We start from the raw sequence: 13,296 nt of genomic DNA, 5'->3' as shown, positions 1-13,296 counted from the left end.
ATTTTAGGCAATAAAAAACCCAGCCGAGGCTGGGTTTTTGCATTCCTGAAAGAAACAATTACTTGATTTTTGCTTCTTTGTACATCACGTGTTTACGTGCTTTAGGATCAAATTTTTTGATTTCCATTTTTTCAGGCATAGTCTTTTTATTCTTGTCAGTAGTATAAAAATGACCTGTACCTGCACTAGAAACTAAACGAATTTTATCGCGCATAATGGTTCCTTAGATTTTCTCACCGCGGGCACGGATGTCAGCTAATACTGCATCGATACCTTTTTTGTCAATAATACGCATTCCTTTCGGAGTTAAACGTAATTTAACGAAACGGTTTTCGCTCTCAACCCAAAAACGGTGAGATTGAAGGTTAGGTAAGAAACGACGACGTGTCGCGTTTCTAGCGTGAGAACGATTGTTCCCTACAACTGGTTTTTTGCCAGTTACTTGGCAAATTCTAGACATGTGAGTCACTCCAAAATTAATTTCAGCTCGAGCTTTACTTCCCCTCGGCCGTCGCCTTGGGATCCTGAAAAAGGTGGCATATTATAGTGAAAGAAATTGCTGAAATCTAGCCTAAATCAAAAATTAGCCGAACTTTGATCTTAACTAATATAAAATCAATAAGTTACGGCTTATTTTTTTACTTGAGATTTGTCTTTATAAAGGTAATTCCTGGTAAATCCAGGCACCCAAACCCTTTCAATCGATATTTTCACTCTGATCCTGCGCAAGATCAATAAGATCCTGATCGCTAGTATGATTAATCAAGAGGCGAATAATCAGCGATTTAGCAAGCTTGGTTTCTACCGACATGCGATTTAACTCTTCAATCACTTCTTTACTTAGCGTAAAGGTTGCGTGCTTAAAGTGTCTGTTTTGCTTATATTTAGGGTTAGGTGTTACCGCTTGACCTACTACCGGTGGTTTTGGCGCTGACGATACTTGTGGCGAAGGCGTATTTACCTTATTTTCTGCCATTTTTTGGGCGTCAGCAATGGTTGCTGCTAAATCTACATCTTCAACAACCGGTTTACCTTCGTTAACTATCTCAGGCGTACCTTTAGCATAGTTTTCAGAATCTGAAATAAATTCATCAACAGTAAAGGACTTTTTCTTGCCTTTGTCAGTTTTAGATTTCTTTAGATCAGTTAAACTCATGGGAGTCGTCCGGTTTCATGGCTAAAATTTCTTCTGCGATTCCAGTGATTTCGCCAGCCGCTTTACCGTTAGGTTCTGCTTCAAGTACAGATGAACCAGCTTCTTCACTATCATCATAGATATTACGGCTAAACGTCACGCCGTCAAGCACATTTACACCATATGAATTACACACTTCTTTCGCTTCTAAAATGCGATTTGCTTGATTAGGCAAAGAAGGGCATTGCGTAAGAATGAAAGAGGCTAGCATTTTAGGGTTAACCATCTTACATGTACTTAGCATATCTTCCATATGTGGTACTGTTTTTAAGTCACGGCGCTTAGGACGCAGTGGAATAAGTACGTGGTCTGCTACAGACATAGCAGCACGAAGTGCTAAGTTATCTTGACCACCACAATCCACGATCACGTAATCATAATGTTCATTTAAGCTTAGCAAGTCATTACGGATTTTGCCGTATAACTGAATACAATTTATTGCCGGTAAAGACGGATCTGAATTACGCGCCTGAATCCAGTCGGAAGTCGTTCTTTGCGGGTCACAATCGACCATAAGCACGATGGCATTTTTATCTCGTGCGAAGTACACAGCAAGGTTCTGCGCTAAACAGCTTTTACCACTACCGCCCTTTTCGCCACCTACCAAAATCATCATTTTTCTAAATTCCTTATACTACTACTTCTTGGGGGGCTGAAGTTAAATGGAAGAACCTTCATCCCAAGCCAACGCAATGTCGAACCAACCATTGTCTTGCTGGATACAGCGCGCTACAGTGCCGCCGAGCTCTTGGCTACCATCAGTATTAGGTTTTAACGTTACTTGTACTCGGGTTTCGAGAGGAATATCTTGATCGCAATCTAATTTGATACCTGCACGTGAAATATCAACGCAGGCAACTTTTTTCATGCGCGTGTTGTTGTTTTCATCAGTCCATTGGATGTCGACTATCTCTTTTTCCATATCGAGGCGGATAGATTGACGACGTTCTACATCTTCATTACTACTATCAGTCATCTGAACACCTTTTAACTGTCTTTTTATTTTTGTTTCAACTTTGTAAATTAACTGTCATTGCCTTTTGATGCAACAGTTAATATTGAATTTGTTCAAAAATTCGGTAATTTTCCTTGTTCAGCAAAGGAATAACATAGGTGACCGGCCACAATAATATGGTCGAGCGTGCGTATATCAACGAGTTTAAGCGCTTGCACTAGTGTATGCGTCAGCGCTTCGTCGGCATGGCTTGCTTCTGCAATGCCCGAGGGATGATTGTGGCAAAAGATAACTGCAGCCGCGTTATGGCTTAAAGCGTGCTGTACAACGATGCGAGGATACACCGCCGCTGCGTCAATTGTGCCATAGAATAACTTGTCAAAACGCAGGACTTTATGCTGGTTATTGAGTAACAACAGAGCAAATACTTCACGCGTTTCATGCTTGAGTGCGGCTTTAAGAAAGTCATAGCTTTGTGAAGGACTTGTTAAAGTGGCTTGTTCAACCATAGATTCTTGCAAGTACCTGCGGCTAAACTCTAAGCATGCTTGCAACTGCACATACTTAGCTTTTCCTAATCCTTTAATATGACAAAAGGCGTTTAAATCACTTTGTAACAGCGCTTGCAGAGAACCACATTGGGTGATCACTCGTTGAGCTAATTCCACCGCATTGCAGCCTTTAATTCCTGTCCTGAGAAATATAGCGAGTAGTTCAGCGTCACTTAAACTCTGGGCGCCATATTGCAGCAGTTTTTCTCTTGGCCGTTGCTGTTTGGGCCAATTTTTTATCGTATTTAGCATCCTTGCCTCGACAATTATTTTAACCTGTTAGGGATAAATGGTATTGTATGCGCACTTTTAGTTAAATGTGATGTGCTTTTAAAGCATAGCAGCTTATGCAAGAACTACAGGGTAAAAACATAGTATTAGGTGTCACCGGCGGCATTGCTGCATACAAGGCACCTGAATTCGTTCGACGTCTAAAAGACCATGGCGCAGATGTGCGTGTGGTTATGACCGAGGGTGCGAAAGCATTTATAACACCGCTTACATTGCAAGCAGTGTCGGCAAATCCTGTATCTGATTCATTACTCGACCCGCAAGCAGAACTGGCAATGGGCCATATCGAACTCGCTAAATGGGCAGATGTAGTGATCATTGCGCCTGCTACAGCTGATACGTTGGCGAAAGTAAGTCACGGCTTAGCATCAGATTTACTTACCACGATTTGTTTAGCAACAGCCGCGCCTATTGTTGTCGCGCCAGCGATGAACCAACAAATGTGGAAGGCTAGCGCAACACAGCACAACATGGATACATTAGTATCGCGTGGTGTTACCGTTTGGGGACCTGGCGTAGGCGACCAAGCATGTGGCGATATAGGTGCTGGACGCATGCTAGATGTACCAGAACTTGTTGAACTAACCTTGCTTTTTTTCCAAGAAAAAACGTTGGGCGGACAGCATTGGGTGATAACAGCAGGTCCAACGCGAGAAGCCATTGATCCAGTAAGGTACATCTCTAATCATAGCTCCGGTAAAATGGGCTACGCAATTGCGCAAGCTGCGGTCAATGCAGGTGCTAACGTAACTATTATTTCTGGTCCTGTGTCTATCAGTGCACCTGCAGGTTGTAAGGTAATTAATGTAGAATCGGCAGAGCAAATGCATCAGGCGGCCATGAAGCAATCTGACAATGCTGATGTTTTTATTGCGTGTGCGGCTGTTGCTGACTATCGCGCTGCCGATATCGCACCACAAAAAATGAAAAAATCATCACAAGACATGTCAATTTCACTTGTACGAAACCCCGATATAGTGAAAGATGTGGCAGCGAAAGCGAACAAACCTTTTGTGGTTGGCTTTGCTGCCGAGACGCAAGATGTCGAAACCTATGCTTTAGGTAAACTGACATCGAAAAAATTAGATATGATATGCGCCAACGACGTATCTATTGCAACGCAAGGATTTAATGCGAATCAAAACGCATTAACTGTGTTTGATAAAGATTCGTCAACAGAGATACCGCTTGCTGACAAGGCTATGGTGGCAACCCAACTGGTTAAACTCATCGCCGAGAAACGTAGTTAGCAATTAGTCATATTCAATATTCTTACGAAGTTGGTAAGCGTTTTGCTTTATTCATGCAATTGAACCACACATCGACCAACCTCGTATTTTTAGTAACCATGAGTCAATTATACTGAGAACAAAATGACCGCAAATCCAAAACCAAGTAGAAAAGAACAAATATTACAAAGCCTTGCGTTGATGTTGGAAACTATGCCGGGGCAACGCATTACCACCGCTAAACTCGCGTCAGAGGTCGGTGTTTCTGAGGCTGCACTATATCGTCATTTCCCGTCTAAAGCCCGTATGTTTGAGGGGTTGATTGATTTCATTGAAGATTCAATTTTTACTCGTATTAATATCATTCTAACTGACCACAAAGAAGCGGTAACACGTTGCTCACATATCATGCATGTTCTGTTGGTCTTTTCAGAACGTAACCCGGGTATGTGCCGTTTATTAGCGGGCGATGCCTTGGTAGGTGAAAACGAACGTTTACGCACGCGCATCCATCAATTCTTCGAAAAACTCGAATCGCAATTTAAACAAGTGATCAGAGAGCGTAAACTTAGAGACGGTCAAGAATTTGCGATTGCAGAGCAAGCATTGGCAAATTTACTTGTGTCTTATGCAGAAGGCAAAATTACTCAATACGTGCGCAGTGGTTTTGATAAGAAACCAAGCGCCGATTTTAACGAACAATGGCAATTTTTAATGGCAGGAAAATAGTTCTTCCTGCGGTTTAGAGGAGAATTACGTGGCGACATTATCTGAGCTCGCGCCTAACAAGTTATGGCAACTTTTTGAACACATCTGTTCAATACCGCATCCGTCAAAACACGAGCAAAAAATATCCGCATGGATCCAATCTTGGGCTAAGGCACAAGGGTTATCGGTAAAAGAAGATAGTGTTGGCAATCTTTTTATTAAAAAGCCAGCAACGCCGGGCATGGAATCGCGTAAAGGGGTTATATTGCAAGCCCATATGGATATGGTGCCACAAAAGAATAATGACACTGCACATGATTTTCTAACCGACCCAATCAAACCATATATTGACGGCGAATGGGTGACTGCTGAAGGCACAACGCTAGGCGCTGATAATGGTATTGGTTTGGCTTCTGCATTGGCAGTATTGGCCAGTGACGATGTACCGCATGGCCCATTAGAAGTGTTGGTGACAATTGATGAAGAAGCAGGCATGTCTGGCGCCTTTGGACTAGAAGCTGGTTGGTTAGAGGGTGATATTTTAATTAATACCGACTCTGAGCAAGAAGGCGAAGTCTACATGGGCTGCGCAGGTGGTATCGATGGTGAAGCGAGCTTTGCGCTAGCTTTTGACGATGTCCCCGCGACTTGGCAATCATTCAATTTATCTATTTCGGGTTTAAAAGGCGGCCATTCTGGCGTTGATATCCATACCGGCAGAGCGAACGCGTGTAAATTACTGGTGCGCTGTTTAACACAGCTTAGCCACCAATTTGGTATACGCTTAACTGAGCTTAATGGCGGCAGTTTACGCAATGCCATTCCGCGAGAAGCTAATGCAAGTTTTGTTGTCGCACCAGAGCATGTTGATGCTGTAAAAGCAGCGGTAGCGAAGCATCTTGCGCAAATACAGCAGAATCTGGCTGTTATCGAAAATGACCTGACGATGTTATTGATTTCACCTGAAACCTTTGACCATTGTTGGCAGGCAGACATCCAAAGCAATATTCTTAACGGTTTAAACGCATGCCCTAATGGCGTACTTCGCATGAGTGATGATATTGAAGGCATCGTAGAAACGTCGTTAAACTTGGGCGTTATGCGTTGCAAGGGCAATAAATTTGTTGCTTTAACTTTAATTCGCAGCTTGCATGACGATGGCCGCTTGTCGGCGCAAGAGCAGGTGCAATCTGTATTTGACTTGGCAGGTGCTACGATGACCTTTTCGGGCGCTTACCCGGGTTGGAAACCAGATACAGATTCAGCCATCATGAATACGGTGCGCGATACCTATCAATCTTTGTTCGGTAAGATTCCAGAAGTAATGGTGATTCACGCTGGTTTAGAATGTGGTTTGTTTAAAACGGCTTATCCTCATTGGGACATGGTATCGTTTGGGCCGACCATCAAATTCCCACATTCACCGGATGAAAAGGTAGAGATAGCAACAGTCGAGCAATACTGGCAATTGTTGATTGCAACGCTTGCTAATACCCCTGAAAAGTAAGCTATTGTATTCCTGGGGTTATTCGATAAGATAACCCTAGGATTTTTGTGGAATTACCGCTATGTTTCAGCCCGAAAAAATTATAATAGCAGACGACCATCCCTTGTTTCGTCAGGCATTACTTGGCGCACTTAAGCCGCAATTTTCACAAACAAGCTGGCTAGAAGCGCAAACGATTCCTGCGCTTGAAGCTTTATTACAAAGCAACAGTGATGCCGATTTACTGCTGCTTGATCTCAACATTCCGGGTGCTCACGGTTTTAGTACGCTAATCTACGTACGCAATCATTTTCCGCAAATTCCTGTTGTTGTGGTGTCAGCCCATGAAGACAATGACACTATTTCACAAGCTGTTTCTTATGGCGCCGCTGGTTATGTGCCAAAATCAACACCAGTTGAAGACATTATCTCTGCAATTAATTCGATTTTAATGGGTGATGTGTGGCTACCCAAAAACTACCAAAACCAGTCAATGGATGCAGGCCATGCTGAAATCGCTGAACGTGTTGCCTCGTTAACACAGCAGCAATATAAGATATTAATGATGTTTGCTCAGGGGCTGCTTAATAAGCAAATCGCCTACGACTTAAACGTGTCTGAAGCAACTATCAAAGCTCACGCTACTGCGATTTTTAGAAAACTAAATGTCCGCAATCGCACACAAGCGGTGATTGCAATTAGTCAACTTGAAGTTGGCGAAGCAGGTGACGTTTCTTGATAGCTCTCTGCAACATCAATGTATTTTAGCTAAATTTATCGTGTAGGCGTTTCGCTAGCATCGCGCTTATCATGGCTCTTAACGCGGCGGGTTTCACCATTTTTCGCATAAACCCTACATCCATTTCTTCTGCTTTTTGATCTATACCTTCTTCGGTTGTCGCCGTTATTAATATTGCAGGAAGATAGTGATTCACGGCATCGCGGAGCTCACTTATTAAGGTGAGGCCATCCAAGTTATTATTGAGTTGATAGTCCACCAGCAAAATCTCAATGTCACTGGCATGACGTTCAAATAAAGTTTTCGCATGTTCAAAACTGTCTGCTATTAATACATTACACTGCCAAGCATTGAGTAATTCAGACATGCCTTCTAGTACGTCTGGATCGTTATCGATACATAGCACCGTTATGCCATTAAAGCTCGACGGTGTGCTTACGCTAGGCGTTTCTTGTTTAGGTTCGGCCTCTGCTTGTGCCAAGCTAATAGTAAACTTACAGCCTTCGTCTGACTGCGATTTTAATCCTAATTGATGACCAAGCAGCGCACTTAAACTTTGCGTAATATTCAAGCCTAGCCCCAGCCCTTTGCCTTGTTGGCCACCGTCTCTATCGAGTTGGGTAAACTGCTCAAATACAAGTGCTTGTTTTTCAACTGGGATCCCTGGCCCATTATCGAGTACATGAATATGGACCTGTTTATTGATTTCTTTCACGCCCAGCAACACTTTGCCAGGGCTAGCGTATCGAAACGCGTTGCCAATCAGGTTTTGCAATATACGTCTAAGCAGTTTAACGTCAGATGCTACCCACAGTTGCTTTTTAACGACACGAAACTCTACGCCAAGCTCAGTAGCTGTTGCCGAGAATTCGTTTTCTAATTCTTCAAACAATCGGTATAAATCTACAGCGGTGATCACAGGGGTTATATTGCCACTTTCAATACGCGCAATTTCGCCTAAATCAGATAACAAGCCACTAGCAACCGAGAGAGAACGTTTTAGGTTGTCGACGATACGAAGCTGATCATCATTTAAATTGTTTTGCTGTGTAAGCGCAGAAGTAAACAACCTTGCCGCCTCAAGTGGTTGCATTAAATCGTGGCTACAAGCTTTGAGGTATTGGCTTTTTTTCAAGTGAGACTGCTCAGCCTTTAAGCGAGCTTCCGCTAATTCTTCATTCGCTTTTGCAAGTTTTTGGGTACGCTCGAGTACACGCGTTTCCAAGTCTTGATTGGCTTCTTGTAAAACTTCTTCTGCCTGACGATAAGCGGTAATATCAGAAAACAACATAACAAAACCACCGTCAGGTAGTGGATTACCTTCAATACGGATAACCTTATCGGTACCATGCTGACGCTCTGAGCTGTGCGGACTGCCTTGCTTTAAATAATTTAGTCGCTTCGCTATTTGTGCTTCAACATCACCCGGACCACAGAGACCACTTTCAACGTTATAGCGAATCAACTTTTCTATTGGGCAGCCGATATAAATAAGCTCATTTGGATAGTCAAATAGCTCTAGGTATTTTTTGTTCCACGCGACTAAATTTAATTGCTCATCGACAATCGAAATACCTTCTGAGGCATTTTCGATAGCGCTTTGCAGTAGCGTTTGGCTAAATGCTTGTTTCTGATTTGAAGCTTCTTCTACTAGCAACGCTATTTCGTCTAGTACTATGTCTCTGCCTTCTACCGCCGAAGACAACACCAGACGTGCCGATGACGAGCCCATGACACTAGCAAGGGTATTTTCTGTATGTTCAAGCAATTGTTGGTTTAATTCTGACGCACTCAAATGTGCGTTTTGCTGGGCAAAATTTAATAAGCTTGCTTTGGCTTTATTACTACCGACAAAACGGGCAATAAGCGCTTCTAATTCGCCAATATCAACAACGCGGCGTTTACCTTGGTTGTAGGTTGGTTTGTTTTTCCATTCTAAGAAAAGCGATGCTTGAATGCGTTCTTGCACAGATTGTCGACTGATCAAAGATAGGGCCCATAGTACGAAAATGTTAGCGCTCAGGCTGACGATGGTGGCGAAGGTTTTATCAGGCAACAGCGCACTTTCAAGAGGTTGTTGGTACAAACCAAATTGCGGTAAGAAGTTAAGCAGTAACCAACACATTGAGCCTACTAATATACCGCCATAGACACCCATCAAACTGGCCCTTCGCCAGTAAAATGCGGCGATAAGTGCTGGCGTTAACTGGGCGAACGCACCAAAGGCGACTTCTCCTAACGATGCTAACGTGTCGGGCGAAGCAAGTAAGAAAAACACATACCCCAGGGCGATAACTAATGCGACAAGCCCTTTACGTACATTAAGTAAATGGGATCTGAATGCTTCGTAATTACTGGTTTGTTTTTTCGAGCGAAACATTGCCGGGAACAATATTTCATTGCTTAGCATGGTGCTCAGTGCAATCGCGGAAATGATCACCATAGAGCTAGCTGCTGAAATGGCGCCAAGGAAAGTAAACAAGGCAAGCCAAGGTTTTTCACCGTACATCGGCAAATGCAGTACGTAGGCATCGCTTGGCACGCTAGTACCTAAAAAGTGATTCCCAGCTAAGCCCAACGGAATGGCGAAAACGGCAAATACGAGCAAATAAAGGGGAAAGACTTTGCGGCTTAAATGGGTGTCTTTTTCATTTTTAAGCTCTACCACCATAACCTGGAATTGTCTCGGCAGGGACAAGAATGCTGCCATTACAATAATCAACATCGCAAGCATGCTAAGTAATTGCGGTCCTTGCCATTGCGCTTGCAGTTGCTCAGAAATGTTTTGTGTTTCAAATAAGTTGGCCGGAGAATCCATCAAAAATAAAGTCGCAAAGATGCCGACAGCGATAAACGATACGATTTTAACTAAAGATTCAAAGGCGATGGCGAGGACAACACCAGGGTGCCTCTCTGTTACGTCGATATTGCGAATACCAAAAACAATGGTAAAGCCTGCCAAAATAATGCTGACCACTAAGCCAAAAAACCAAGTTTCGCCTGAAGGCTGAGCTTCAAGCTGTTGAAAGGAATAAACGATCGCTTTTAACTGCAAGGCGATATAAGGCATGGTGCCAATAAGGGCGACTAGCGTCACCAAAATAGCGAGATTGTGCGACTTTCCAAATCGTGCCGCTAGTAAATCGGCGATAGAGGTAAGGTTAAGCTTTAAGCTGACGCGAATAATGCGCTGAATAAAGGGCCAAGCAAAGATGAATAGTAAAATGGGACCGAGGTAGATAGGAATATGAGAAACAACGCTTTCGGCCGCTTGTGCAGTTGTGCCCATAAAGCTCCAAGAGGTGCAATACACGCCAAGCGATAGTGCATAAATGATCGCTTGCTTGTTCTTGGAATAAGTGTGTTTGTATTTGTCACCTAAATAGGCAATAACAAACAAAAGACCAATGTAACTTAGACTTAATAACCCGAGTTGCCAGTTGGGAAACATTTACATCGCCTTATTGCGCTGTTTGCGTTTGAAATTCAGCAATATATTGACTGCCTTTGTACTGCAAAATGACCCTCATTTTATATCCTTGACCTTTTTGCCCTGCCAGCTCTTTCAAATTGGTAGCGGCATGCCAATAATAGGGGCTTTCTATCATACCCATCCTGTATGGGGTTGCCTGGTTATTTTCATCGACAAGAAACAAGGTCGCTTTGTCCAACGGCAGTGTAGTGTTTACCGAGGTGTAATCATCTTTTTCAAAAATATTAGCTTCCAAATCACCTGCAGACAAAATACAGTCGCCATTAATCACGTCGCAAAAGCCTTTTTGCGAGAGCTCAAATACGTCGTTTTTAGCTTTTTCCCCTAAATATAAATCCATCAGACCGTAACCACCAATGAGCAGTACAGGCGCGATGAATAAGGCTATTTTAGTATGTCGATTCATTATTGTTGTTAACCTCTGTTGACTGCGAGAACATCTGCTGTTGGCGTGTAATTACATCACTATATGCTACAAATAGTAATGCGATTTTAGGTGAAAAGCCAACGGCAAAAATCTTGTAGAAATTTTATATTAAACGATAAAAAAGGCCCCGAAGGGCCTTAATCAACTCACACGAGACTAATGATCGTGCGCTGCAGCAACCTCTCCGTGCGGGGAACGGAAGTTGTCTACAAGTTGTTGAATGTTTGCTGGCGCTGGACCGGTAAATTTCAACACGATAAATGCAACGGTAAAGTTAACTAGTGCACCGACTGCACCAAAGGCATTTGGTGAAATACCTAAGAACCAGTTTGGTTCAAGCCCACCAAGGAACTCAGTACCTTGGATGAACATAATGCCTTTGTGTTGGAATACGTATAGCAAGGTAACGCCAATACCTGCACACATACCTGCTACAGCTGCTTTGCCGCTCATCTTCTTCGAGAATATACCCATCATTAGCGCTGGGAATAAACTTGAAGCGGCTAAACCAAAGGCGAGTGCCACCGTGCCGGCGGCGAATCCGGGCGGATTGAGCCCGAGCCAACCAGCGACACCTACCGACAGCGTCATCACTATCCGCCCTGCTAATAGCTCGTTTTTCTCGGATAAATCAGGTGTTAATACCCCTTTCATTAAATCATGAGATACCGCGGACGATATAGCCAATAACAAGCCTGCAGCGGTCGATAGTGCGGCGGCTAAGCCACCTGCTGCGACTAAAGCGATGACCCAGTTAGGTAGATTAGCGATAGCTGGATTTGCTAACACCATAATATCGCGGTCTACTTTCACCATTTCATTGGTTTCAGCGTTAGCTGAATATTGAATTTTGCCGTCGCCGTTTTTATCTTCAAACTTTAATAAACCTGTATGTTCCCAATCTTTGAACCACTGTGGACGCTCGTCATAAACAAGGTGCTGACCAGCAGCTGGTTCGATCGTGGTGATAAGGTTTAAACGTGCCATTGCGCCAACAGCTGGAGCAACCGTATAAAGAATTGCGATAAATACTAAAGCATAACCGGCAGATGAACGCGCTGCTTTTACCGAAGGAACGGTGAAAAAGCGCATAATAACGTGAGGCAAACCTGCGGTACCAATCATCAGAGACATAGTATAAGCGAACATGTTTAACGTGCCGCCTAAGTTATCTGTTGTATATTCTTTAAAGCCTAAATCTGTCACAACGGCATCAAGTTTATCTAATAAATAGACACCGCTACCGTCGGCTAACGTGCTACCTAATCCAAGCTGAGGAATTGGGTTGCCTGTAAGCTGCAGCGAGATAAACACAGCCGGGATGGTATAGGCGAAAATAAGTACACAATATTGCGCAATTTGTGTGTAAGTAATGCCTTTCATGCCACCTAACACAGCGTAAACCCAAACAACAAACATACCTGCATATAGGCCATGTTCGTACTCAAGCTCTAAGAACTGTGAAAATGCTACGCCGACACCTTTCATCTGACCGATAATATAGGTAATAGATGCTACGATTAGACAAACGACCGCCACAATACGCGCCGTTTTTGAGTAGTATCTATCGGAAATGAACTCTGGTACGGTGAACTTTCCGTGCTTACGCATATAAGGAGCAAGGAGCATGGCGAGTAATACGTAGCCACCGGTCCAACCCATTAAAAAGACACTGCCACCATAGCCTAGGAATGCAATCATCCCAGCCATAGAAATAAATGATGCCGCACTCATCCAATCGGCGCCAATTGCCATACCATTTTGAATAGGTGTTATGCCACCGCCAGCAACATAGAAATCACTTGTAGAGCCTGCGCGAGCCCACCACGCAATTGCAAAGTAAAGACCGAAAGAGCCGAAAACGGCAATATATGTATAGAGTTTTAACTCATCCATTACGACTCCTCCACGTTGTATTTTTTGTCTAGCTGGTTCATTTTGGCGCTATACCAAAAAATGAGCGCAACAAAAGTATAAATTGACCCTTGTTGGGCAAACCAGAAACCTAGCTTATAGCCGCCGATACGAATGGCATTTAATGGTTCGACTAACAGTAATCCAAACCCAAATGACACCACAAACCAGATGGCGAGGCAGATAAATATTAGTCGCAGGTTTTCCTGCCAATATGATGTGTTACCTTCCACTGTTGTTCTCCTAGCACTTAAGCGCTTATTGTTATTTATACGCTGTTGTAATTGTATAAAGGGCGTTGTTTAAAC

14 protein-coding genes are annotated in these 13,296 nt (G+C 43.3%); 4 read left to right on the top strand and 10 right to left on the bottom strand.

Annotation, left to right across the window (positions count from 1 at the left end):
* Positions 1 to 58: 58 nt before the first annotated feature.
* From rpmG to radC, 6 genes are all read right to left on the bottom strand, one after another.
* Positions 59 to 214 (bottom strand): 50S ribosomal protein L33, encoded by a 156-nt coding sequence (rpmG, locus tag QUD85_RS14180; protein ID WP_044834320.1) that lies wholly within the window; start codon positions 212 to 214, stop codon positions 59 to 61.
* Between the two features lie 9 nt (positions 215 to 223).
* On the bottom strand, positions 224 to 460 hold the full coding sequence (gene rpmB / locus QUD85_RS14175) for a 50S ribosomal protein L28 (RefSeq protein WP_093328552.1): 237 nt from the start codon (positions 458 to 460) through the stop codon (positions 224 to 226).
* A 237-nt stretch (positions 461 to 697) separates the two neighbouring features.
* Positions 698 to 1,156, bottom strand: a complete 459-nt coding sequence (locus QUD85_RS14170; RefSeq protein WP_093328551.1) for a hypothetical protein — start codon at positions 1,154 to 1,156, stop codon at positions 698 to 700.
* Positions 1,143 to 1,811 (bottom strand): AAA family ATPase, encoded by a 669-nt coding sequence (locus QUD85_RS14165; RefSeq protein ID WP_093328550.1) that lies wholly within the window; start codon positions 1,809 to 1,811, stop codon positions 1,143 to 1,145. The genes QUD85_RS14170 and QUD85_RS14165 overlap by 14 nt, the downstream gene beginning before the upstream one ends.
* A gap of 42 nt (positions 1,812 to 1,853) precedes the next feature.
* Entirely contained in the window at positions 1,854 to 2,171 is a 318-nt protein-coding gene (locus QUD85_RS14160; RefSeq protein ID WP_093328548.1) for a PilZ domain-containing protein, read from the bottom strand.
* Between the two features lie 92 nt (positions 2,172 to 2,263).
* Entirely contained in the window at positions 2,264 to 2,953 is a 690-nt protein-coding gene (gene radC, locus QUD85_RS14155; protein WP_093328547.1) for a RadC family protein, read from the bottom strand.
* 95 nt (positions 2,954 to 3,048) lie between these two features.
* On the opposite strand from radC, the gene coaBC reads away from it, so the two are divergent.
* The 4 genes from coaBC to QUD85_RS14135 all read left to right on the top strand — a co-directional run bounded on the left by coaBC (position 3,049) and on the right by QUD85_RS14135 (position 7,154).
* The gene (coaBC, locus tag QUD85_RS14150; RefSeq protein WP_093328546.1) at positions 3,049 to 4,242 is read left to right on the top strand and encodes a bifunctional phosphopantothenoylcysteine decarboxylase/phosphopantothenate--cysteine ligase CoaBC; all 1,194 of its coding nucleotides are present in this window, start codon (positions 3,049 to 3,051) and stop codon (positions 4,240 to 4,242) included.
* Positions 4,243 to 4,365: 123 nt separating this feature from the next.
* A complete protein-coding gene (gene slmA / locus QUD85_RS14145; RefSeq protein ID WP_093328545.1) occupies positions 4,366 to 4,950 on the top strand; it encodes a nucleoid occlusion factor SlmA in 585 nt (194 codons plus the stop codon).
* Between the two features lie 28 nt (positions 4,951 to 4,978).
* Positions 4,979 to 6,436, top strand: coding sequence for an aminoacyl-histidine dipeptidase (locus tag QUD85_RS14140; RefSeq protein ID WP_093328543.1), 1,458 nt, complete (start codon positions 4,979 to 4,981; stop codon positions 6,434 to 6,436).
* A gap of 61 nt (positions 6,437 to 6,497) precedes the next feature.
* Entirely contained in the window at positions 6,498 to 7,154 is a 657-nt protein-coding gene (locus tag QUD85_RS14135; protein WP_093328542.1) for a response regulator transcription factor, read from the top strand.
* A gap of 25 nt (positions 7,155 to 7,179) precedes the next feature.
* Here QUD85_RS14135 and QUD85_RS14130 read toward each other — a convergent pair whose 3' ends face one another.
* From QUD85_RS14130 to QUD85_RS14115, 4 genes are all read right to left on the bottom strand, one after another.
* On the bottom strand, positions 7,180 to 10,605 hold the full coding sequence (locus QUD85_RS14130; RefSeq protein ID WP_093328540.1) for a hybrid sensor histidine kinase/response regulator: 3,426 nt from the start codon (positions 10,603 to 10,605) through the stop codon (positions 7,180 to 7,182).
* A gap of 10 nt (positions 10,606 to 10,615) precedes the next feature.
* On the bottom strand, positions 10,616 to 11,053 hold the full coding sequence (locus tag QUD85_RS14125; RefSeq protein ID WP_093328538.1) for a hypothetical protein: 438 nt from the start codon (positions 11,051 to 11,053) through the stop codon (positions 10,616 to 10,618).
* Between the two features lie 177 nt (positions 11,054 to 11,230).
* A complete protein-coding gene (locus tag QUD85_RS14120) occupies positions 11,231 to 12,970 on the bottom strand; it encodes a sodium:solute symporter family protein (RefSeq protein WP_093328537.1) in 1,740 nt (579 codons plus the stop codon).
* Positions 12,970 to 13,221 carry a DUF4212 domain-containing protein gene (locus QUD85_RS14115; RefSeq protein ID WP_093328536.1) on the bottom strand — a complete coding sequence of 84 codons (252 nt, stop codon included), beginning with the start codon at positions 13,219 to 13,221 and terminating at the stop codon, positions 12,970 to 12,972. The genes QUD85_RS14120 and QUD85_RS14115 overlap by 1 nt, the downstream gene beginning before the upstream one ends.
* Between the last annotated feature and the right edge of the window lie 75 nt (positions 13,222 to 13,296).

Origin of the sequence: Thalassotalea agarivorans (assembly GCF_030295955.1) — a bacterium.
Lineage (GTDB): Bacteria > Pseudomonadota > Gammaproteobacteria > Enterobacterales > Alteromonadaceae > Thalassotalea_D > Thalassotalea_D agarivorans.
This window is presented reverse-complemented; position numbering and strand designations above follow the sequence as displayed.